The following is a 24,351-nucleotide window of genomic DNA, read 5'->3' as shown; positions in this document are numbered from 1 at the left end:
ACTTTATCAAATTTAATTTTAATCGGTTTTCCCGTGGAGGTTCCCTGACTTAAATTTGCCCCAATTTGTACCTATGTAACCTCCATTACTTATGCCAAAAGACTCCAGTATTAAGTCAGTACTCATCATCGGAAGCGGTCCCATCATCATTGGTCAGGCCTGCGAGTTTGATTATTCAGGCTCTCAAGCTGCCAAATCGCTGAGAGAAGAAGGTATTGAGGTCACCCTTATCAATAGCAACCCGGCCACCATCATGACAGACCCGGTTACTGCTGATAACGTGTATCTCCTCCCACTGACCAAAAAATCCATTAAGGAGGTTCTGGAAAAACATGACATTGATGCCGTACTCCCTACGCAAGGGGGGCAGACAGCACTCAACCTCGCCATCGAATGTGATAAATCCGGGATTTGGGAAAAATACGGTGTGAAAATGATTGGGGTGGACATCAATGCCATCGAGACCACAGAGGACAGGGAGAAATTCCGTCTGAAGATGGCAGAAATCGGTGTACATACCTGTAAAGGTGAAACAGCCACCTCCTTTTTGAAGGGAAAAGAAATTGCCCAGGAAATCGGGTTTCCTTTGGTCATCAGACCGTCCTATACCCTTGGTGGGTTTGGTGGCGGCTTTGTAGACAAGCCGGAAGACTTTGACAAAGCCCTCAATGCAGGTCTGCAAGCCTCACCTATACACGAGGTGCTTGTGGAGCAAAGTATCATGGGCTGGAAAGAATATGAGCTTGAGCTGCTCCGTGACAACATCGGCAACATCATCATCATCTGTAGCATAGAAAACTTTGACCCGATGGGTGTCCATACCGGAGATTCCATCACGGTGGCGCCAGCCATGACATTACCCGATACGGTGTATCAGCAGATGCGAGACTTGTCCAAGCGGATGATGAATGCCATTGGGCAGTTTGCCGGCGGATGTAACGTTCAGTTCTCTGTACATCCCGAGACAGATGAGATCGTAGGGATAGAGATTAACCCAAGGGTTTCCAGATCATCGGCCCTGGCGTCAAAGGCTACCGGGTATCCCATCGCCAAGATTGCTGCCAAGCTGGCCATCGGGTATAACCTGGATGAATTGAAAAATCAAATCACTAAAACCACATCGGCGTTTTTTGAGCCGGCACTGGATTATGTGATTGTGAAAATACCGCGTTGGAATTTTGATAAATTCCCTGGATCGGATAGAAAGCTGGGCTTACAGATGAAGTCTGTGGGTGAGGCCATGGGTATCGGGAGAAATTTCCAGGAAGCACTGCAGAAGGCCTGCCAGTCACTGGAGATCAAGCGGAATGGCTTGGGTGCTGACGGTCGCGAACTGAAGGACCAGCAGGAAATCCTGTACAGCCTTGAGAATCCGAGTTGGAATCGTCTTTTCCATATTTATGATGCTTTCAAGTTGGGGATACCCTTCAAGACCATCCAGAAGCTCACCAAAATAGACCCCTGGTTTTTGCATCAGATAGAGGAGCTGATCTATCTGGAAAACAAGATCAGTGCGTTCACCCTTGATAGCTTGCCAAGACATCTTCTGAAGGAAGCCAAAGAGAAAGGCTACGCTGACCGTCAGATAGCACACTTGCTCAAATGTCTGGAGAGTGAGGTTTACCAAAAAAGAAACGATGAGGGCATCAAGCGGGTATACAAACTGGTAGACACGTGTGCTGCAGAGTTTGAAGCACAAACCCCATATTACTACTCGTCCTTTGATCAGGAGAACGAGTCCATCTCCAGTGATCGGAAGAAAATAGTCGTGCTTGGTTCCGGACCAAACAGAATAGGCCAGGGGATAGAGTTTGATTACTCCTGTGTGCACGGGGTACTCGCTGCCAAAGAGTGTGGCTATGAGACCATCATGATTAACTGTAACCCGGAGACCGTTTCTACGGATTTTGATGTCGCAGATAAGCTTTACTTTGAGCCGGTCTTTTGGGAGCATATTTATGACATCATCCTTCATGAAAAGCCCGAGGGCGTGATCGTTCAGTTGGGTGGACAAACCGCATTGAAGCTGGCCGAGAAGTTGAGCAGATACGGAATCAAGGTCATTGGGACGAGCTACGAAGCACTGGACCTGGCCGAAGACCGGGGACGTTTCTCAGATTTGCTGAAAGAGCAGGGCATTCCTTACCCGCAATATGGCACCATAGAAGATGCTGAGGAGGCTATTGAGCTTTCCAAGGAGATTGGTTTTCCGTTGCTGGTAAGGCCCAGCTATGTACTCGGTGGCCAGAGCATGAAGATCGTGATCAACGAGCAGGAGATGGAAGAGCATGTGGTGAATCTGCTGAAGGAAAAAACCGATGGCAAGATTTTACTGGATCACTTTCTGGAAGGGGCCATTGAAGCGGAAGCCGATGCCATTTGTGATGGCACAGATGTGTACATCATTGGGATCATGCAGCACATAGAGCCTGCAGGAATCCACTCGGGAGATTCGTATGCGGTACTGCCACCTTACAACCTGGGGGATTTTGTGATTCGCCAGATCGAAGAATATACCATTAAAATCGCCAAGGCACTGCAGACTGTTGGACTTATCAACATCCAGTTTGCCATTAAGGATGATAAGGTCTACATCATAGAGGCCAATCCAAGAGCCTCCCGTACGGTGCCTTTCATCTGCAAGGCCTACAGAGAACCTTATGTAAACTACGCCACCAAGGTGATGCTGGGAGCCAAGAAAGTGAAGGACTTTGATTTCAAACCATACAAGCATGGGTATGCCATCAAGGAGCCGGTATTCTCTTTCCATAAGTTTCCCAATGTAAATAAGGAGCTGGGGCCTGAAATGAAGTCTACCGGTGAGGCGATCTACTTCATCGATGATTTGATGGATGATTACTTCCTTGAAATTTACGCTGAACGAAACCTCTACCTCAGTAGATAAGTTAATAGAGTACTATGTTAAAATTCTTATTGATAATAGCCCTCATCTCTTATTTGATTTATCGAGTGGGAGGGTTTCTTTTCAGAATACTCTTTTTGAGCGCTCAGCAGCAGCGCCAGCAATACCAAAGCACAGGACCAAGTAACCAGCAGCATGCCAGAAAGCGTGCTGCTGGAAGTAATCTGGATATAGACTATGTACCTGGCGAGCGGAAGAATGAGAAAAAGGATTTCAGAGGTGGCGATTATGTTGATTATGAAGAAGTTAAGTGAGATCTGACTTTTTTGTAAAGGATCAATGCTACCGTGTGATTTAGAAAAGCGAATGACTTCCTCTCAAATTACCCAACATCACTTAGTTTTGCAGTTCACTTAAAATCGGCATATGGCTTGGTTTAAAAGACAAGACAAAGGAATCAACACTCCTACGGAGAAAAAGAAAGAGGCCCCTGACGGACTCTGGTACAAAACCCCAAGTGGCAATATCATTCACATGCGTGAGCTTAAAAACAATGCTTATGTGTGCCCTGATGATGATTATCATGTGCGGATTGGCTCCAAAGAGTACTTCGAAATTTTGTTTGATGACAATCAATTCACAGAACTGGATGCGGGTCTGACCTCCGGCGATCCACTGAAATTTACAGATACCAAAAAGTATCCGGAACGTATTGCGGCAACGCAAAAAAAGACTGAGCTGAAGGATGCAGTGCGGACGGCCCATGGCAAAATGAACGGTCGTGAAATCACCATTTGTTGTATGGATTTTGCCTTTATTGGCGGGTCTATGGGCTCTGTGGTGGGAGAGAAAATTGCGAGAGGAATTAATCATTCTCTAAAGAAGAAAATTCCCTTTCTGATGATTTCCAAGTCGGGTGGAGCCAGAATGATGGAGGCTGGTTTTTCACTCATGCAGATGGCCAAGACTTCTGCAAGGCTGGCGTTGCTTTCAGAAGCCAAAATACCCTACATCTCCCTGCTCACCGACCCTACCACTGGCGGGGTAACGGCATCATATGCCATGCTGGGAGATTTTAATATCGCCGAGCCTGGTGCGCTTATTGGCTTTGCAGGCCCACGGGTGATCCGTGAGACCATCGGCAAGGATTTACCGAAAGGCTTCCAAAGTGCTGAATTTGTAAGAGATCATGGGTTTTTGGACTTTATCGTGGATCGGCGCCAGCTCAAAAGCAAGCTGACTTCCCTGCTTAAAATAATCTATTGATCAGATGAACATTTGGTCAAACATACTGTTACCAAACCGAGAACTAAATAGACTTATTCTGCCTTTATTCAGAATGGTTTATCACTTATATTTGCTTCAATTTAAGTTCAATCAAAAGGCTTCAGCCCTATGTCATCAGTCATAATTACGTCAATTATTGCCTTTACTGCAGTAATTCTCCTGTTAGTATTTATCCTACTCTTTGCTCAGTCCAAGCTGGTGCAATCTGGCCCGGTTAACATCATCATCAATGGTGATGAAGCCAACCCGATCACCACTTCAGCGGGATCCACGCTGCTGTCTACACTTTCTGGTCAGAAGATATTCTTACCATCTGCATGCGGTGGTGGAGGTACCTGTGCCATGTGTAAGTGCAAAGTGGAAGAAGGAGGCGGAGATGTACTTCCAACAGAGGTAGGGCACCTGAGCCGCACAGAACAGAAAGAAAATGTTCGACTTTCATGTCAGGTGAAAGTGAAACAGGACATGAGAATAGAGATACCTGAAGAGATCTTCGGTATCAAAAAATGGGAAGCAACTGTAGTGAGAAACTATAACGTGGCCTCATTTATTAAAGAATTTGTAGTGGAGATCCCCGAGGATATGGACTATCAGGCGGGTGGATACATCCAGATAGAGGTACCTGAGTGTGAGGTGGACTTTAAAGACATGGACATTCAGGCCCACCCAGAGGAGCACGATCAGCTGGACAAATTCCAGCTGGAGTGGGACAAGTTTGGTCTTTGGGACCTGAAAATGAAAAATACTGAGACGATCGAGCGTGCCTATTCCATGGCTTCTTATCCTGCTGAGGGGAGAGAAATCATGCTGAATGTGAGGATCGCCACGCCTCCGTTTGACAGGGCTGCCAATGGCTGGATGAAAGTGAATCCGGGAATTGCGTCTTCCTATATTTTCTCAAGGAAAAAAGGAGACAAAGTGACGATATCAGGTCCTTATGGTGAGTTCTTCATCAATCCATCAGACGCAGAAATGTTGTATGTGGGTGGTGGTGCCGGCATGGCTCCTATGCGCTCTCACCTGTATCACCTCTTCAAAACACTGAAGACCGGGAGAAAAGTGACCTACTGGTATGGAGGTAGATCTAAAAGAGAATTGTTTTACCTGGATCACTTCTTCCAACTGGAGAAAGACTTCCCTAATTTCAACTTTTTCCTTGTGCTCTCAGAGCCATTGCCTGAGGACAACTGGAAAGTGAAAAAAGATATTCATGATAAAGAGGGTGATGGTTTCTTAGGGTTCGTTCACCAGGCGGTGATCGATCAGTACCTGAGCAAACATGACCAGCCAGAGGAAATTGAATTGTATTTCTGTGGACCTCCATTGATGAACGCGGCAGTTCAGAAAATGGGAGAAGACTATGGTATTCCTGATGAGAACATCAGATTTGATGATTTCGGAGGGTAATCCGATCAAGAAAATAGAAGGGAAAGTGAGAGCTTTCCCTTTTTTTATGCCTGATCCTTCGCGCCACATTTTACCACATTGAGCCTCGGATTTTTTAGTAGATTTGTTGCAAACCTAGCCCTCATTCAATGGACCTGAAACTGTTTTTTGATCCTATTTCCAGGGAAATAGACCTCTCCAAGCTACCCACTTCGGCACTGGCCCACTCTATTTACATCAACCAGGAAAGGATGCCCGATACAGATGACAAAGACATAGCCATCATTGGGTTACAGGAGTCAAGGGGAGCAGAGGAAGCGAATCAGGAAGGGATTGCCCGTTCGGCCAATGAAATCCGTAAGAGTCTGTATCAGCTCAAGAAAGGCTCAGGTCACTTCAAGATTGTGGATCTGGGAAATTTCAGAAATGGCCCCGAGCTGGAAGACACCTACCAGCGTCTGCAGGAAGTATGTGCCCACCTGATGGAGCAAAATATACTTCCGCTAATCATAGGAGGGAGTCACAACCTTGACATTGGTCAGTACATGGCTTATGAGAATCAGGACAAAATCATCACCCTGCTCAATATCGACAATAAGCTGGATCTGAGTGATCCCAAGACCGGCATTCCTAACCAGACACATGTGCACCGCATCTTCAAGCACGATCCGAATTTCTTATTCAACTATTACCAGTTAGGGCATCAGTCTTACCTGGTGGAAGAAAAAGAAACCGAACTTCTGGAGAAGCTCTACTTTGAGGTGGTGCGACTGGGAATGGTGAAGGAAAACATCAAAGAACTTGAACCCATCGTGAGGGATGCGGACATGGTGAGTTTTGATATTTCGGCCATCCAGGCACACTACTGCCCGGGAGCCACAGATGCCAAAGTCTACGGACTTACCGGCGAGGAGGCCTGTCAGATCTGCTGGTATGCCGGGCTGAATGATAAGCTAAGCTCTATTGGGTTCTATGAATACGACGTGGCCAGGGATACCGACGACCGAAAGACCGCATTTGTATTGGCCACCATGATCTGGTATTTCATTGAGGGCTTCTATAACCGCAAAGGCGATAAAAATTTCAGATCTAATGATTACCTGGTGTATGAGGTAGCCCTGGGTGGAGAGCCTTCTACCATTCGGTTTTATAAAAGCAAGATTTCTGAAAAATGGTGGATGGAGGTACCTCACCCTGAAGAGACCTCTGGTTTTCTACGAAGCAGAATGGTACCCTGCAGCTACTCGGATTACCAGATGGCCCAGAGCGGCGAAGTGCCCCACAGGTGGATCACCACCTATTCTAAGATGATCTAATACTGCTCAGGCACCACTATCCAGAGGATAATGTATACCAGAATCCCAGGAAAGCCTACGCTCAACGCAGACAATACCAGGTATCCTATTCTTACCAGTGTAGGATCCAGATCAAAGTATTCGGCGATTCCCCCACACACGCCGGCAAGCATAGAGTCTTTTTTGGATCGATAGAGTCTTTTGGTCATTTCCATTTTATTTGTTGTTTAAATATGGGAGATTTCTGGTGAAAATGTGCAGTAATCTGGTTCCAGAATTAAATTTTGCGCTGGATGCAGTGCCGCCGGTTTGCTGCGGTTCTGCCTCAGTGGCATCTACTTCAGCCACTTGCTCCTGGTGCTCCGGTTCAGGCATGTTGATATTGTCTGCTGTGAAAATGGGACTGTTCATTGTCATGATCAATGCAATGATCACTCCCAGTATGATAAGGAGTGTTTTGGCTTGCCCGCTTTTGATATTTGTATTTTTTCGTAACATGACATTGTCCTATTGGCAATGGTTGTGCCAAAAAATGTAAGTGACTGTAAATAAGTCACTTGTGATGATTTGCCGACAGATGGTTATCCCTATACTGTACGCCATCGGACAAAATGGAAAATGAATGTGTTCGGTATCAGTCACCCGGTGGTTGGCTTGAAAATTTTTCATTTGGAGAGACTGATTCTAAATATGAGAAAACTTCCGGGGATTTAAATTCTGTAAACAGCTGGTATACAATGTTTTGTGTTTTCGGATCGATTATTTCTTAAGTGTGATCATTGTTGAATTTAAAAACGAAAAACATGAAACCTACTAAGCCCATTACGAATACATTTTTAAAGCTTTTTGGAGTGTTGGTTATGACCGTACTGGTTGTGGCTTGTTCCGGCAAGAAGGAAAAGGAAACCCCTGAGGATGCCATGACGGAACTAAAGGATTCTTTTGAGCAGGAGAAAAAGGACCTGAAGTACGAGTTGGAGGAGATCAAGCTGGACGTGGAAAAAGAGTTGGATAAACTCGATGATAAGATTGCCGAGGCTACTGATCAGAATAAAACCGTGCTGGAAAGAATGAAGGCTGACCTAAATGATAAGGCCGATGACCTTGACCGTGCCATTGACAAGGTGGAGAACTCCACCAAACAGGCATGGAATGACACCAGGGAATTTGCCGTGGAGACCTCCGAGGATGTGAAGAGTTCACTCAAGGACTTTGGCGAAAAGATTAAAGAAAAGTTTAGTGACTCCTAAAATTTAGGAACTAATAGTTGATAGTGAAAGCCATTCCGAATTTCGGAATGGCTTTTTTTGTTAATGGCCTTAGGGAGATATTTGGAGGAGAAATGAAGTGCTTCGAACTTTCTTTTACACATCTAATATTGGATAATGTAAATCTTTACCCAAAAGGAGTACGTTACCTTATATTGTTTCTTTATTTTCAGCTTTATGAATAAAATATTTACGCTGGCTTTTGCCCTTGTTTTTAGTCAAACCGCATTTGGTCAGGAGTCTGACCCGGAACTTCCGGTGATGGATTTCGAGCTCTATGACCCCATTTCCACCCTTGTAGTGCCGGAGCATCCCGTTACCCGGGCCAGGTTCCCGTTTATAGATGTGCACAGTCACCAGTGGAACCTCACAAAAGACAGGATCGCCAAGATTGTTGGGGAAATGGACACGCTGAACATGGGGATCATGGTCAACCTGAGTGGCAGGGGGTATGATCGGCAGGCTGGAGATATTGGCAGTCAGGAGTACCTGGAAGGTATGACCAGTCGCATTGCCGGGGAGGCTCCCGGTAGAATTGTCGTTTTCACCAATGTTTCTTTCAGGGAAATAGGCAACCCGGGATGGTCAGAAGAGGCCGTACGTCAGTTGGAGGAGGATGTGAAAAATGGGGCGAAAGGGCTGAAAATATATAAGAGTCTTGGGATGGGAATCAACGATGTGAATGGAAACAGGGTGGCTATAGATGATCCCAGGATCGACCCTGTATGGGCCAAATGTGGTGAGCTGGGGATTCCGGTGATCATCCATGCTGCAGATCCCAAGCCTTTTTGGGATGAACATGACGAAAAGAACGAGCGCTGGCTCGAGCTGAAACTGCGGCCAGGCAGGAAGCGGAGCGCCACCGATCCGGCTTCATGGGAGCAGATCATTGCTGAGCAGCACCGTATTTTCCAGAAGCATCCGGGTACCACATTCATCAATGCACACATGGGTTGGATGGCCAACGATCTTCAGGCGCTGGGCGCTCACCTGGATCAGTATCCCAATGTAAATGTAGGTATCGGGGCAGTAATTGCAGAGCTGGGTAGACAGCCGCGAGCAGCCAAGGCATTTTTTGAACAATATTCAGATCGGATTCTCTTTGCTAAGGACGCTTATAATCCGGAGGAGTACTACACCTATTTTCGGGTACTGGAAACTGCCGACGAGTATTTTCCATACTATAAAAAGTACCATGCTTTCTGGCGTATGTATGGGTTAGATTTGTCTGATGAGGTATTGAAAAAAGTATATTACAAAAATGCCTTAAGAATCATTCCGGGCCTGGATGCTTCCCTTTTTCCGGAATAACCGTGTGCTCTGGAGTGATCTTCGGATTTGATTTTCGGCATGAAATACTCATCCAAAGTTGGATTATATCGATATGAATCACCGACTCATCTAAAACCTTAACCCTTGATGAGGTCAATTTCCTACATTTATTAGTTCGAAGAGGCACGGAAATTTGACACTCAAAAAATTCATACCATCATTAGGTACCAGCGCACCCATAGAGGTCAAACTCTTTGATGTCATTCTGGTATTGACCACCATGGTGTTGTATTTCTGGCTCGTTTTCTGGTCCGTTTTCAGCTATTTTTCCAGGTACGAAAGTGACTTCTTACTACTATATACGGCAGGATCCCTGATTTTTACCGGATTCTATTTTGTCCGTAGAAATTGGCCATTCTATAAATGGATGACTGTGCTCTATTACCTGCTGGTCTATCTGTTGCTGGGTATTGCATGGCTCCCATCAGGCGGAGTGACAGGCTCCATTCACAATATGTTTGTGCTGATCTTTTTATCAGGATTGCTCATCCTTAGGCCGAAGCAATTCAAAATGTTCATCGGCATTTCTATGACAATTGCCGTGGGGTATACCTGTTTTGAGATTTTAAACCCTGATTCCGCAAAACCATTTCTGGACCACACCGAGCGTATGATCGACCTGGCTGTGTCCAACGTTTTGATGCTCACCATTCTTTCATTCACCTTATTTTTTTATAAAAAGGAATATGAAAGGGATCGGGAAAGGCTCAAATCGTCAAATATTTTACTGAGCAGAGAAAAGCTGCGGGCTGAGTCTGCGGATAGGATTAAGACCACCTTTCTGACCAATATTAGTCATGAAATCAGAACGCCACTCAATGGGGTATTGGGTAACCTTGATCTCCTGAAGAGAACGGATCTTTCTCCGGAACAGGCCCTTTTACTCAAAGACATGAGCCATTGCAGTGATATTTTGCATGGGCTCATTTCAGACTTACTGGACATGACCATGATAGAGGAAGAAGGAATGGTGCTGCAGGAAGACAGAATAGACCTGCATATGGTGGTGTCTAATGTGATTCAGTTTTTCATTCCAAAAGTGGCAATGAAGAAGGAAAAGGTTTCGATTAATTATCATGCTGATAAGCGTATCCCCAGGTATCTGAAAGGCGACCTGACCCGGGTACGTCAGGTGTTGATCAACCTGGTCAACAATGCCGTGAAATTTACCGATGAGGGAGAGGTAAATATCCGCTCGATGCTCTTGTCCAAGACCTCCCGGCAAGCGGAAATTAAAATAAGTATCTCAGATACAGGCATGGGCATCCCCGAGGGTCAGAGAGCAAATATTTTCGATAAATTTCACAGGAATGACACCAATACTACGCTGGAAGGGATAGGTCTGGGCTTGAGTGTTTGTAAGAAAGTGGTGGAGGCTATTGGGGGAGAGATTGGATTGGAGAAGCAGGCCGGTATGGGATCAAGTTTTTATTTTATCCTTCCATTCAAGATCGAAGGATCCAAATGGGTGAATCAGGAGGAGCCCGAGCTGGATACCTGCAGATACTCCAACCTGAACGTGCTGGTGGCTGAAGATCAGCAAGTCAACCAGTTAGTTACCAGGAAAATGCTGGGCACCCTGGGAATTAGCAATGTGGAGATTGCAGAAAATGGGAAAATGGTGGTGGAGATGGCAGCCTCCAAAGCCTATGACTTTATACTCATGGACATACGCATGCCCATGATGAGCGGAATAGAAGCCACCCGCGAAATTCTTAAATCGGCAACCGCTAAACCACCCGTGATTGTGGCGGTAACGGCCAATGTGACCAAACACGAAATGAAGGACTGCTTTGAAGCTGGAATGAGGGACTTCATTAGCAAACCCTTTAGCCTGGAGGTATTGCGATCTTCTTTTGAGAAGTTTCTGAGCAAGGACAAGGCCTGATTTTTAGGTCAGGTCAAACTACAAAGCCATATTGAGCGAATGTTTTGTTGAATGAAAGATCCCTTTCAACTCCATCCTCCCGTTTCCTTCAAAGTTGAAAATTTCGAAAATATCTTTAACTTAATTTTTTGATGTGTAAAATCTGATGGTTATTTACCATCTGAATTACCATAGAATTAATGAAGTCTAGAGAACTCTATATTGCTTATAGTGTGCGAAGGGATCAGGACCTCTGGCAGGATCTGTGCACAGGCGATAGGAATGCTCTGGATTATATCTATTACTCTCAGGTACCAGCTCTTTTGGCCTATGGGCGCCACTTAACACCCGATTCCACCCTGGTCGATGATTGCGTTCAGGACCTTTTCGTAGATCTTTGGATTAAGAGAGACCGGCTTGGTGCAGTACGTACCATTCGATTTTATCTGATGAAGGCGCTCAAGCACAGAATAGTGAGGGAACTCCAAAACCAAAAGAAGCGCAGGAGTCTGACTGAATCGGAGGGTGCTTTTGAAGACCTGATAGATCCCAATCCCTTTTTCCCGACTGGGCAATATCAACCAACCTCCGCCGTAATGGAGTGTTTAAACAAGCTATCCCCGCTCCAAAAGGAGATCGTGTATCTAAAATATTTCAACGGACTCACCTTTGATGAGATTGGCGACATCCTGGAGCTGGACAAAAAACAGCTCTATAACGCCCTTTCCAAGGCCATGCACAATCTCAGAGGGATGCTGAAACTGGCGGTATTTATAGCCTTGCTTGTTTATTGAAAATAATTCAATTATTTACCTTAAACTTTGCATTTATTGTTTTAACGATCTCATATCATTGAATTTATTGTAAATATTTAAAAATACCTTCTTTTACAGGGAGTAATCTGAGCAGGGTCTGTATCTCTAGGGTATAAAAGCAGAAATACCTACGTGAAGACCTGGAAGAAAAAATACGATGATTATAACCTGGAGGACTTGCTCCTGGATGAGTCCTTCATTTCCTGGATTCAGGGCGGGAAGGTAGCGTCGAATCCCTGGAATGCCCGTCTGGTAGAGAGCCAGAGGCTCAATGAGGAGGCCGGCAAGGCGGAAGAAATTATCCAACAACTTCAATTTCGAGAGTTCCAGGAGGATAATAAGCGAATAGAAAACCTCAAGGATAGAATCGACATCAGAATAAGAGCTTCAGACGTCAGAGATGAGTTCGGTACTTATCAGGAGAAGCCCACTTCATCCAATTGGTATCGGTCTTTGGCGGCGGCGTGTCTGGCTTTACTCTTTGTAGGGGCCCTGGGGTACTACCTGGCCAATGAGTACCCACCGGCAGAGCAAAGTGTATCACAGGAAGTAGAAGTGAGAAATACCCGCAATGGCCAGAAGCTCATGGTTCACCTCAATGATGGTTCCAAGGTGAAGCTTAACTCAGGAAGTAGTATCAAATATCAGAAGTACTTCAGCGATACCAGCAGAGTGATTGAACTAAAGGGAGAAGCATTCTTTGAAGTGGCTAAAGATTCATTAAGGCCATTCAGGGTAGTCGCGGGTGGCACGGTCACTCAGGCCCTCGGTACATCTTTCAATATCTATTCGGTGGAAGGTGATCCTACTAAGGTGTCACTCGTCACCGGAAAGGTCTCGGTCACCTCCATCGGTAGTCAGGAGCAGGTATTGCTCAAACCGGGCCAGATGGTGAAGGCATTGGCCGGCACCCTCGGAAATATAGTGCGGTATGAGTACGGTGAGATAGCTTGGAAAGATGATGTGCTTTTTTTCCTCAGATGCGATCAGGCTGAAGTGTTTGACAAGCTGGAAAAGTGGTATGGAGTCAACTTTCGAATAGAAGGAGAGCTGAATGAAGGATGGAACTATTCGGGGAGTTTTGATGGCCAGACTTTACATGCGGTACTGACAAGCATAGGTTATGCAGAGGATTTTACCTTTCAGATAAAGAATAAAGAAGTTGTGATCAAACCCAGCATATTATGAGATGAATAACGACTAAAAAAAAGAAGGCTTTCGGAAGCCGAAAACCTTCAGATGTGATTACCCATTGGCGTGACGTAATCACAAAATAGTTTAACAATTGGACATTATTAAACATGTAAATATATGAAAATATTTATACAGCAATCCCTGTATTTAATGAACTGGATGCTTAGAATTTTTATGATACAGGCGGTTTTTGCCACCGTGCTGTTTGCCAATAATGGAAATGCTCAGTATAAGAGTGTCAAGGACATCTATGTGAACCTCACCTTCAATGAAGCGGAATTGATTGAGAGTTTTTCCACTGTAGAGCAGTTGACAGACTTGACTTTCTCTTATGACCACCGCGTGTTGGACAAAAACCAGAAACGCCTGACCTATGCCAGCAAGGGAGCTACTGTAGAGGAGTTTTTGCTCTTTCTATCCAAGGAATACGGGCTCACTTTTCGCCAGGTCAATAATGTAATTAGTACACAGAAAAAGAAGGCGCCCTTTACCCGGGATGAGGTGGAGGTGATCATAGGTGAGGTTACCATCAAAGGAAGAGTGACCGATGAGAATGGAGAAGGACTTCCCGGAGCCACCATCACCATTAAAGGGTCCTCACAGGGTACCATTACGGACATAGAGGGAAACTTTACCCTTTCGGTTGAGGAAACTGCACAGGTTTTGGTCATTTCTTTTGTGGGTTATGTCACTCAGGAGGTAAGTATCGCCGGAGCCACTGAGGTGAATGTTTCGCTGGTGCCCGATTTTCAGGGTCTGCAGGAAGTGGTGGTCATTGGTTATCAAACCGTCCAAAAGAAAGACCTCACAGGATCCACTGCCATTATCAGCCCGGAATCTTCTGCGAGAGTCACCGCCAACTCACTGGCCGAATCCATTCAGGGCCTGGCGCCGGGTATCACCGTGAGAAACGGAGGCGCACCGGGTCAGTCCTCAGTTATTGAAATCAGGGGAGTGGGTAGTTTTGCAGACATTAATCCACTTTATGTCATAGATGGAATGTTGGCAGATGCCAACCCCACCATCAACACCAACGACATTGAATCCATTCAGATTTTAAAGGATGCCTCTGCGGCAGCCATCTATGGTTCCAGAGCGGCCAATGGTGTGATCATCATTACCACCAAGCAAGGCAAGGAAGGTCCCATGAAGGTGAGCTTTTCCGGCAAAAAGGGGGTGCAACAATTACCCAACCGGTGGGACGTAATGAACAGTACCGAATTTGCAGCCATGCAAACGGCACAATATGAGAACTCCGGTTTAACACCACCTGCACTCGTAGGTGCAGACTTTGACCCTACTGTGGATACCGACTGGCAGGATGAAATCATCCGAATGGGGACGTTGCAGGACTACAACCTGAGTCTCTCTGGCGGGTCTGGTAGTGGTACTTATATGATTTCCGGAAGTTTCTTTGAAAACGAAGGGGTCCTGAAAGGAAGGGATTTCGAAAGGTACAGTTTCAGGGTAAACAGTACCAGCAAAATCGGCCGGGTGACCTTCGGGGAGAACATCCTATTGTCCCATTCTATTAACAATACGCCCGATGCGGGAAACCCGTTTTACGATATGCCACAACTGCTACCGGTGATCCCGGTGCAAGGTGAAGATTACGTTTCAGAAGGTAACCCTGGAGGATGGGGAATAGGCTCCGTGAATGCACCTTCCTATGCCTGGAACCCGGTGGCCATTTTGGATTTGAGTCAGCGAAATAACCAATATTCCAAGCTGGTGGGAAATGCCTACATCAATGTGAAAATTGCCGACTGGATCAGTTACAAATTCAACGCCGGACTGGAGGCCAGCTTTGATTACTCCAAATACCTGAGAAAAGATGGAGTGTGGTCGTTTAATGCGGCTGTGTACCCCAGTTCTGTAGCGGACACCCGGTCTACCTGGTTCAGCAAACTCTTCGAACACACACTCAACATCAACAAAGAGATTGGGAAGCACTCGCTGAATGCGGTGGTTGGTATCTCACAGCAGTCTTCTCAGCGCGAAGAGACCTTCGCCCAGCGAAGTGAGTTACAGCAGTTCAACGGCCAGTACCTCAACACCATCAACTCGGCTACCGGAGATCCTACGGCGAGTGGTTCCAGAACCCTGGACAACTTCATTTTGGGCTATATGGGTAGGGTTAATTATGTGTATGATGACCGGTACTTACTGACCCTAACTGGCAGAATTGATAAAAACTCGCGTTTTGCCGAAGATTATCGCACCGGGGTGTTCCCATCCATAGCTGCCGGATGGAGGATCAGTGAAGAAAGTTTTTTCAATGTGCCGTTGATTTCCAACCTGAAGCTGACTGCCTCTTATGGCCGACTGGGAGTGATCCCGGGTCAGGTGGGCTCATGGGATTACCTGGGCAATCTCAATAGTAACCCCAGGGCTATTTTTGGGCCGGATCAGGCGGCCAACGTAGGGGCTTACCAGGCCCGAATTGCCAATACACAGCTGAAGTGGGAAACCAGAATTTCGCAAAATGTGGGCATTGAGACAGGCTTATTGGATGATCGCATTCTGTTCACAGCTGAGTGGTACAATTCCCTTTCACAGGATGCTATTTTGCAGATTCCATTGCCTCAGTACCTGGGTAACCTGGGAGGAAATCCTTTCGTCAATGCGGGCTCCATTCGGAACCGGGGCCTGGAAGTGAGCGCAGCCTATCGCAAGCGTGAAGGTGCTTTCAAATGGGACGCTTCAGTCAACTTTACCACCATCAAAAACAAAGTGGAAGACGTGGGAAATCAGGGCGAAGGGATTGACTATATCCCAACTGGCCTGACCAGATCCAAGATTGGAAGGCCAATCTCGGAGTGGTATCTGCTGAAGACTGCCGGAATCTTCCAGAGTGCGCAGGAAGTACTGGATCACACCACGGAGGATGGTACGGTCATCCAGCCGGCTGCCCAGCCCGGAGACATTCGCTTTGTGGATGTAAATGGCGATGGACAAATCACAGAAGACGACCGGGACTATAGTGGAAAATCACCATGGCCGACACTTCAGGCCGGTGGTCAGTTTAATGCTTCTTATCAAAACTTCACCCTAAATCTCCAGCTTGTTGGCGTATTTGGCAACACCATTTACAATGGGGTAAGACAGGTGCTGGATGGCTATCAGAACACCAACTTCAGGAGTGACATCCAACCATGGACAGAAGAAAATCCCAACACCAGCGATCCGAGAATTGGGGTGGCCACCGACGATGTGGCGCTTTCGCAAAATGCTTCCAACAGTACCCGGTGGCTGGAGGATGGCTCTTATCTGCGAATCAGAAATCTTGAGTTGGGGTACAATTTCTCCGATAATTTATTCGGAGAGACGGGCATTCAAAATGCAAGGCTCTATCTGAGCGGGCAGAACCTCCTCACATTCACCAAGTATTCGGGGTTGGATCCTGACGTGGTGGGCAATGGAATTCTTGAGCGCGGCTTTGATGCGGGCAACTGGCCATCGAGCAGGGTTTATTCTTTAGGACTTCAATTTCAATTTTAAACCAGCACGATCATGAAAAAATTATTCATTTATATAGCAATCATAGGAGGGGGATGTTTCGGCTGTGAAGATAAGTTGGACATTGAAAACCCCAATGAACCCAATGTGGGACTGTTTTGGGAAACAGGCGAAGATGCCGAAAAGGGCGTGAATGCGATCTACAGTACTTTGCATAAAGGATCGATATCCCGATGGATGCCTATGCTGTACTCCACCCGGGCAGACATTGGCGAAAGCCGAAGCCCCTGGACTGACCTGGCCAATGCACTGGATAAGTTCATTCAGCCGGATTACAATTTCGACCCGGTATCAGGAGTATTTGCAGACAATTATGTAGGTATTTTCCGTGCCAATCAGGTGCTGGACAATGTTCCGGGTATCGACATGGAGGAGAGTGAGAAGGACGTCCTGTTGGGGCAGGCTTATTTTCTCAGGGCCCTGTTTTACTATCACCTGGGTACCCTTTATGGAAATGTACCGGTATTGCTGAAAACGTCAGAGCCGCAAGACTACCCACCTAACAGTACTCAAGCGGAAGTGTTTGAACAAATTATTGCTGACCTGGAACTCGCGGTGCCAATGTTGCCTGCCAGATATGCAGATGCATCGGATCTGGGTCGTGTGACCAAGGGTGCTGCTTACGCATTACTGGCCAAAGCACATATGCAGCTTGGTCAATACAATGAAGCACTACCGGCTTTGCAATGGCTTGTGGATGGTGAAGGTAGAGATATCTATGACCTGGTAGCCAATTACCGGGATAACTTTTTGATTACCACCGAAAACAACGTGGAATCTGTTTTTGAATGGCAATTTGCTGAGAACCCCAATGAGTTTACAGACAATGACATCCAGACACCAAACCATAACTACGGTACTTCTTTGGCTCAGTTTACCGCTCCGGTGGGTATCGGTTGGTCCGATGCAGAAGCACGCCGATGGATCATCTATGAATTTGATGAACTCACCGTTTCTGGTAACAGAGATCCCCGGGTGGCTGCGAGTTTTCTGTTTGATTCCACAGACATCAATGGGCCTGACGCCACGATGATCTATGGGCAGTCATTCAGTAGCCGGTATGGCACCAGTGCTGATAGCAAGCGTGTTTGGGTGCGAAAATTCCTGAACGACCACTGGAAAAACCAGGAGGGATACCGGTCTCCCAATAACTACCGATACATCAGGTACTCCGATGTACTGCTTATGTACGCAGAGTGTCTGAATGCCACCGGGAGCACTGCTGCAGCATATCCGCATGTGGACAGGGTGCGTCAGCGGGTGGGACTTCAGTCCCTTTCTGTGGCCAGCCCCGGGCTTAACCAGGCTGCGTTTTTGGAGCAGTTGAAACATGAGCGTTTGCTGGAGCTGGCTGGCGAAGGTCACCGATGGAATGACCTGGCCCGATGGGGCGATTTGGGCCCCGGGCTGGCGGTAAATGATCCTGCCTTTGCCAACTTCGAAGTAGGTAAACATGAGTTGTTGCCTATCCCACAGTTGGACATAGACGCTAACCCCAATTTGGAGCAAAATCCGAAATGGTAAAATAATGCCCCGGGCACTATCGCCCGGGCGTATTTCTTTTTCAAAACGAAACCAATGATATCATGCAAATGCTGAGAGCCATTTTGGTTCATCTTGTAGGAATCCTGTTGCTCGGGCTTACAGCCTGTGCCGAAGAGGGATCACCCAAAATTGATAAGGATCCGCCTAAGGAAGAGCCCACAGTGGATTCCCTGTTTCTCAATCCCATTCATACCAGTGGACCCGATCCATGGGTTTTCCAGAAAGATGACCATTACTACCTCACATTTACGACCGGGATCAATGTAACCCTCTACAAAACAGATGTGATGTCTGACCTGTCTGGTGCTTCTCAACGGGTGGTATGGACCCCCCCTGCAAGTGGGCCAAATTCGCGTAACATCTGGGCACCGGAGATCCACTTTGTTCGAGATAAATGGTATATCTACTATGCTGCCGATGATGGCAACAATGATAACCACCGCATGTTTGTCCTTGAGAATGCCAATGCCGACCCTACCGTTGGTCAATGGGTGGATAAGGGGGAACTGAAGCTCCCCGACAATCGCTGGGCCATTGATGGGACTATTTTTGAGCATGAAAGCCAGCTCTACTACCTCTGGTCAGGTTGGTCGGGTGCCACCAATGGGCGGCAGGACCTCTATATCTGCAAGATGACTGATCCCTATACGGCTACAGGTGAGCGGGTGCTATTGACCAAGCCCGAGCTTTCGTGGGAGACCAATGGTACCGACCCCACAGTAGTGGAAGGTCCGCAGGTTTTGAAAAAGGACAACAAACTCTTCATGGTGTACTCTGCAGGAGGCTGCTGGACCGATGGCTATGCTTTGGGAATGCTGACTGCTGCTACGGATGCCGACCTGATGAAGCCTGATTCCTGGGTCAAGTCGCCGAATCCTGTATTTAGTCAGAATCCATCAGGCAATGCCTTTGGGCCGGGTCACAATGGATTTTTTAAATCGGTAGATGGCACAGAGGATTGGATTATCTACCACGCCAACCCTTTCGAGGGTCAGGGCTGTGGAGGAGCAAGATCCATCCGTATTCAGCCTTTTACCTGGGACGAGCAAGGCCTTCCTGATTTTGGAGTGCCTCACCCCCTTTACCAGAAGCTTACCAGGCCTTCTGGCGAGTACTAGTCAATTACTAAATAAACCTAAAAGCAATGAAAGCTAAGTTGATAATAGTGATAACATTAATGATCATGGGCACGGGCCTGAGGGCTCAGGATGCCATTCATGATCTGGATTTCGATGTGCAGAAGTCCAGCATTTCGGCAGTCGATATTGATGCCGATGGAGATCGGGATATTCTAATCATCGGAGAAAACCCAGACGGAAAATTTGCGCAGTTGTTTCGCAACAATGGAGAGATGAGTTTTGAGAAAGTAGCCTCACCTTTTGCTCCTTCGGCGATTACTTCGGTGACTTTTGGAGACGTGAATGGAGATGGTCAGTTGGATGCTGTTCAGTCCGGATTTGCGGATTCGGTCATTGTGAACCTCTATTCTACTAATGAAGAAGGCGAGCTTGCGCTGGATGATTACTATAGCAGCCTGGCGCATATTGCACCTTCTTCCGGTATTGCAGATCTCAACAATGATGGTCATGCGGATATTTTGGTTTTTGGAAACCACAACATTGAAGACCAACGACCGAAAATCTACTTTGGAGACGGATCCGGAGGGTTTTCTTCAGAGTCGCCGTTTGACACCTACAAATTTATAGACCCCAAGGTGAGCACGGTAGATGTGGATACTGATGGTGATCTGGACCTCTGGGTGATGGCTGGCTATGAAGAGGGCATCGATGCCCGCTTTGCGCGCCTCTTTATCAATGATGGGGGCACTTTCACGGAATCAGACCCTGGCATCGTTGCGAAAGGGCCGGGTTCCTCTGATTGGGGAGATTATGATGGTGACGGTGACCTGGACCTGCTGATTGGCGGGTGGGGCTATGTCAATTCCGGAGAGGACAACGACATGATCTATCGTCTCTATAAAAATACAGGGGGTACTTTCACAGAGGCGGCCGTTTTCCAACCCTTTGGGGCGTTCAGTCCGTCTGATGCCTCCCGGTTTGCCGATTGGGACAACGACGGTGACCTGGATGTAATCCTGACCGGATGGAATCCGGATGAAGGGGGACAGCGAACTGCTTTTTTTATTAACACTTCAGGGACATTTGCGGCAGCTGACTACAACGCCACCCTCCCGGGTATTTCAGAGAGTGCCGTGGCTATTTCGGACCTGGATGACGATGGAGACCTGGACCTGATCATCAACGGCTACTCAGGAAATAACTGGAACGGAGAGGGCTCCGCCTACAATAGGAATGTGGCCCTGGTGATAGAAAACACTACGGCCGGTACCAATGCCGCTCCGGCACCACCAGCTAATTTACTGGCCAAGGCCAACGGAAAAGCCGTGACCTTTAGCTGGGATGAAGCTACAGACGATTCCACACCCGCTGCTTCTCTGAGTTACAACCTGTTTTTGGTGGATTCTGAAGGAAACTATTTCTACTACCCACTGGCAGATACCACCTCCGGTAAACTCACTGTGCAGGAAAAAGGCAACATGCAGCTGAATAAAAGCTGGACAGTAAAAGGCCTCCCTTATGGGGAATACAGATGGGGAGTTCAGGCCATCGATCACAGTTTTGTCGGGTCGGCTTTCGCCAAAGACAACTTCAGTCATTTGGAAGGAGGGCCTTTGTCTGCTGCATTGAAGACTGATGCACTCATATATCCAAACCCCAATCATGGTCAGATACAGGTCCGGGTAAATGATCAAATTCGGCAGCTCAATGTTTTAACGCTGGATGGGAAACTGGTCAGAGCTGTTGATGTGACAGAGCGCACTCAAAACATCAGGCTGCCCATGACCGCAGGGATTTACATCGTGCGGGCATTGCATGCCGACGGACATTATACTTCGGAAAAAGTGATTGTCCAATAGTACTCCGAAGGGAAAGACGGATGAAGTATCAAAACAGCCTGAAAGCTATGTCCTTACTTTGGTTATTGTTGGTGATCTGGTCTTGTGTACCGGATGAAAACCCCACTGTGAAGCCTCCCGAGGAAGAAGAGGAGGATACCACCACCTGGGTCATCGAATACTCAAAGCCGGGAGCACCCATTTCGCACATTAGCTGGGGAGAGCCGGTGAAAGTCTCCCATGAAGTGTTCGGGGCAGAATACCCGCGAATGTTGCAGTTGGGCGACGATACTTTGTTTTTGGCTTACCATGGGGGCGATGAACAAAACGCCTGGGACAACATCTATCTGAGAAAAAGTTTTGACCGGGGAGCTACCTGGACCAGCGAGGAGGTACTGATGGCTGACAATAACCCCAATTACTGGGGCTTTGCCAATCCGGAATTTCTGGAACTCAGGAGCGGGCGGATTTTAATGGCTTTTACCGGGCGTGGCAGGCCAGATGATAACCAGCATGACAATATCCAGTTCATGTACAGCGATGATCGGGGCACCACATGGAGTGCCCCGAGAATTGTGGCCACTGGCCGATCATGGGAGCCGGCCATGGTGCAGCACCCCAATGGGGAGGTGCTCCTTTTCTACTCCAGTGAAGCCCGATGGTGGCAGGTGGTGCCGGCAGATCAGACTCAGCAGGAGATCCTCATGGTCACTTCAAAAAATGAAGGCGGCTCATGGAGCCTGCCCAGGTCTGTGGCCTACACCTCCGGAATGCGCGATGGCATGCCAGTGCCTCTGGTGCTGAAAGATGCCAGGGGAATTGCTTTTGCCATTGAGTCCGTGAATAACAGGGATTCTCCATGGATACTTCGCTCTTCGTTATCCGCACGCTTCCAAAGTCCTGAAGACATCAGCAAAAGACTGGCGGCACCCAAAACCCTCGTGAATTTCGGGGGCGGCCCTTATTTGGTGCAGCTGCCCACCGGGGAGACCATTCTTTCATGCCATGATACCGGCGGTACGGACATAGGCCCTGACTGGAAGCGGAACACCATGTATGTGCTGATAGGTGATGCTGAGGCTGGAAACTTTTCAAATGTGTCCCACCCTTTCCCGGACCTTCCTGCGGATGAGGGCGCGTTTTTCAATGCGCTGCATGTGCTAGATGAACAAACAATCATCGCATTGGGCAGCAGGTATTTTCCTGATGGGCATACGGAGGTTCATTGGGTGACCGGCGAGGTGGTGAGAAAGTAGAAGATACTAAGGCAGGATTTTGCTTAAAACGTGGAATCCACGGGCGGCCCAAGGGGCCGCCCATTATTACGGCTAATTGTTGTTTCTGTGTTATGCGCCAGAAAGATTTTTTCATTTCAAAACGAACGCTATGAAACTTAAGAAATTACAAATCAGGATCATCCTTATGGTGATGGTCGTCATGGGTGCTTTCGGCGCTGACTTATATGCTCAAACCACCAGGTTTGAGTCGCATAACTTCCCGGGCAATTATATACGCCATGCTTACAGCCGTGGACGAATAGATGCCAATGTGAATCCGTTTCAGGATTCCGAATTCAGAATCGTACCGGGGCTGGCCAATGGGTCTGCCATTTCACTGGAGTCTGTGAATTTTCCCGGGAGCTTTTTACGACATAAAAATGGCGAGATCTGGCTGGAGCCGAATGATGGTTCGGGTATTTTTCACCAGGATGCTACCTGGTGGATGCGAAGCGGACTGGCTGGTGGCGGCGTGTCAATTGAGTCTTACAACTTTGGGGGCAATTACATCCGCCATCGAAATGGCCTTTTATACAGCGAAAACCCAGGCGGATTGCCTGCTGATGCCACTTTTCATGAGCGTCCGGTTGGGGGTGGTGCCATGGTAGATGCCTTTGAGGGTGCCGATCCTGAGATCACCAACTTCGATGGCAACTATCGCATCTACGTCACCAATCAGGGGGGAGTGATCAGATGCATGAGACCCTATGACAATAACAACCTCAAGGGAAGCTGGTATGCTACCACCGCTTTCACCATGCCTCCACACCTGGTGAATGGCTGGGCGCCAGCGGTGGTGAAAGTGGGTAGTGAATACCGGATGTATTTCAATGCCCGAGATACCAGAGGTCCGGATGACAACAACATCTACGTGGCCTTTTCCAATAACCCCAATTCCGGGTTTTCCAATGAAGTGGAGGTAGTACATGATGGTGCGGGTGGCTGTACGGATGTGATCGACGCGGGCATTGACGGCAACATCATCTACTATGGTGGCTCTGTGGGAGGTGGTGCATTCATGGCGGACCTTACCAACAATGGACGCAGTTCTGCCAATCACCGGATGGTGAACGGACTTACCAATTATTCTGAAGCGCCTTTTGTAGGGTATGTCACCGGTGTAGGTAAAGTGATGCTTTATGCCAGAGGATTCTACTACAATGATTCCTATGGTACCAACTGGGCCACTGGCGATGGACAAAACTGGACGTATCAGGGGCAAGTGAATTTTCCCAATGCCGACCAATATTTGTTCAGATTAGGTCATGCCTCTACTGTGGACGATTACATCGCCGTGAATAGCAATAGGGCCGGGACACCCGTACGAAGGATTGCCATCGGGCGCCTCACTTTGCAGGGGGGATATCTGGAAGGCAATCGTGTAAGTGATAACCCGGACACAGATACGGACGGGATGGTACTCACAGTAGTCCTCGAAGACGTCACGGATGTGAATGTGGTGGCAGACTTTGGCGAAGTGAAACCCAGTGATTTTAAAATATATCCCAATCCGGTGCAAGGCAATGAATTTTACATTGCATTCAATGCACTTGAAGCAGCCACTTCTGCGCAGATCAGTATTTATGATCTGAGCGGAGCCCTTGTGCGGCAGGTGAACAGGGAGAATGTTGAGACGGGAGTTAATTCCTATCAACTGGATCGGTCAGGTCTTGGTGCAGGGCAGTATGTGCTGCGTGTGACCGACGACCGTGGACAACTACTCGGCGGGGATACATTTATGGTGAAATAATAACATAGAAACTGACGAATCCCTTGCTCCACAGGT

General features: G+C 47.4%; 18 protein-coding genes. 16 read left to right on the top strand and 2 right to left on the bottom strand.

Annotation, left to right across the window (positions count from 1 at the left end):
• Positions 1-91 precede the first annotated feature (91 nt).
• From carB to RIH33_RS15170, 5 genes are all read left to right on the top strand, one after another.
• Positions 92-2,905 (top strand): carbamoyl-phosphate synthase large subunit, encoded by a 2,814-nt coding sequence (gene carB, locus RIH33_RS15190; protein ID WP_406652477.1) that lies wholly within the window; start codon positions 92-94, stop codon positions 2,903-2,905.
• 14 nt (positions 2,906-2,919) lie between these two features.
• Entirely contained in the window at positions 2,920-3,177 is a 258-nt protein-coding gene (locus RIH33_RS15185; protein ID WP_406652476.1) for a DUF4834 family protein, read from the top strand.
• Positions 3,178-3,289: 112 nt separating this feature from the next.
• Positions 3,290-4,129 (top strand): acetyl-CoA carboxylase, carboxyltransferase subunit beta, encoded by an 840-nt coding sequence (gene accD / locus RIH33_RS15180; RefSeq protein ID WP_406652474.1) that lies wholly within the window; start codon positions 3,290-3,292, stop codon positions 4,127-4,129.
• Between the two features lie 129 nt (positions 4,130-4,258).
• The gene (nqrF, locus tag RIH33_RS15175; protein ID WP_406652473.1) at positions 4,259-5,557 is read left to right on the top strand and encodes an NADH:ubiquinone reductase (Na(+)-transporting) subunit F; all 1,299 of its coding nucleotides are present in this window, start codon (positions 4,259-4,261) and stop codon (positions 5,555-5,557) included.
• A 128-nt stretch (positions 5,558-5,685) separates the two neighbouring features.
• Complete coding sequence (locus RIH33_RS15170) at positions 5,686-6,852, top strand: formimidoylglutamase (RefSeq protein ID WP_406652471.1); 1,167 nt, start codon at positions 5,686-5,688, stop codon at positions 6,850-6,852.
• On the opposite strand, the gene RIH33_RS15165 is transcribed toward RIH33_RS15170, so the two are convergent.
• Both RIH33_RS15165 and RIH33_RS15160 read right to left on the bottom strand, forming a co-directional pair.
• The gene (locus RIH33_RS15165; protein ID WP_159583230.1) at positions 6,849-7,046 is read right to left on the bottom strand and encodes a PspC domain-containing protein; all 198 of its coding nucleotides are present in this window, start codon (positions 7,044-7,046) and stop codon (positions 6,849-6,851) included. The genes RIH33_RS15170 and RIH33_RS15165 overlap by 4 nt on opposite strands.
• Position 7,047: 1 nt before the next feature.
• Complete coding sequence (locus RIH33_RS15160) at positions 7,048-7,329, bottom strand: hypothetical protein (RefSeq protein ID WP_406652469.1); 282 nt, start codon at positions 7,327-7,329, stop codon at positions 7,048-7,050.
• Between the two features lie 305 nt (positions 7,330-7,634).
• On the opposite strand from RIH33_RS15160, the gene RIH33_RS15155 reads away from it, so the two are divergent.
• The 11 genes from RIH33_RS15155 (at position 7,635) to RIH33_RS15105 (ending at position 24,315) form a co-directional block, all read left to right on the top strand.
• Positions 7,635-8,081 (top strand): hypothetical protein, encoded by a 447-nt coding sequence (locus RIH33_RS15155; protein WP_406652468.1) that lies wholly within the window; start codon positions 7,635-7,637, stop codon positions 8,079-8,081.
• Positions 8,082-8,276: 195 nt separating this feature from the next.
• Complete coding sequence (locus tag RIH33_RS15150; protein WP_406652466.1) at positions 8,277-9,410, top strand: amidohydrolase family protein; 1,134 nt, start codon at positions 8,277-8,279, stop codon at positions 9,408-9,410.
• 154 nt (positions 9,411-9,564) lie between these two features.
• The gene (locus RIH33_RS15145) at positions 9,565-11,319 is read left to right on the top strand and encodes an ATP-binding protein (protein WP_406652465.1); all 1,755 of its coding nucleotides are present in this window, start codon (positions 9,565-9,567) and stop codon (positions 11,317-11,319) included.
• A 179-nt stretch (positions 11,320-11,498) separates the two neighbouring features.
• Positions 11,499-12,092 carry an RNA polymerase sigma factor gene (locus RIH33_RS15140; protein ID WP_406652463.1) on the top strand — a complete coding sequence of 198 codons (594 nt, stop codon included), beginning with the start codon at positions 11,499-11,501 and terminating at the stop codon, positions 12,090-12,092.
• Positions 12,093-12,245: 153 nt separating this feature from the next.
• Entirely contained in the window at positions 12,246-13,301 is a 1,056-nt protein-coding gene (locus tag RIH33_RS15135) for a FecR family protein (RefSeq protein ID WP_406652462.1), read from the top strand.
• 123 nt (positions 13,302-13,424) lie between these two features.
• Entirely contained in the window at positions 13,425-16,808 is a 3,384-nt protein-coding gene (locus tag RIH33_RS15130; protein ID WP_406652460.1) for a SusC/RagA family TonB-linked outer membrane protein, read from the top strand.
• 12 nt (positions 16,809-16,820) lie between these two features.
• Positions 16,821-18,350 carry a RagB/SusD family nutrient uptake outer membrane protein gene (locus tag RIH33_RS15125; protein WP_406652458.1) on the top strand — a complete coding sequence of 510 codons (1,530 nt, stop codon included), beginning with the start codon at positions 16,821-16,823 and terminating at the stop codon, positions 18,348-18,350.
• 62 nt (positions 18,351-18,412) lie between these two features.
• On the top strand, positions 18,413-19,489 hold the full coding sequence (locus tag RIH33_RS15120; RefSeq protein WP_406652456.1) for a family 43 glycosylhydrolase: 1,077 nt from the start codon (positions 18,413-18,415) through the stop codon (positions 19,487-19,489).
• Between the two features lie 26 nt (positions 19,490-19,515).
• Positions 19,516-21,309, top strand: coding sequence for a T9SS type A sorting domain-containing protein (locus tag RIH33_RS15115; RefSeq protein ID WP_406652454.1), 1,794 nt, complete (start codon positions 19,516-19,518; stop codon positions 21,307-21,309).
• Positions 21,310-21,356: 47 nt separating this feature from the next.
• A complete protein-coding gene (locus RIH33_RS15110) occupies positions 21,357-22,544 on the top strand; it encodes a sialidase family protein (RefSeq protein ID WP_406652452.1) in 1,188 nt (395 codons plus the stop codon).
• Positions 22,545-22,674: 130 nt separating this feature from the next.
• Complete coding sequence (locus RIH33_RS15105) at positions 22,675-24,315, top strand: AbfB domain-containing protein (protein ID WP_406652450.1); 1,641 nt, start codon at positions 22,675-22,677, stop codon at positions 24,313-24,315.
• The last annotated feature ends 36 nt before the right edge of the window (positions 24,316-24,351 follow it).

It is taken from the genome of Marinoscillum sp. (genome assembly GCF_040222955.1).
Lineage (GTDB): Bacteria > Bacteroidota > Bacteroidia > Cytophagales > Cyclobacteriaceae > Marinoscillum.
The sequence above is the reverse complement of the archived record's forward strand: the minus strand, read 5'-3'. Positions and strand labels throughout refer to the sequence as shown.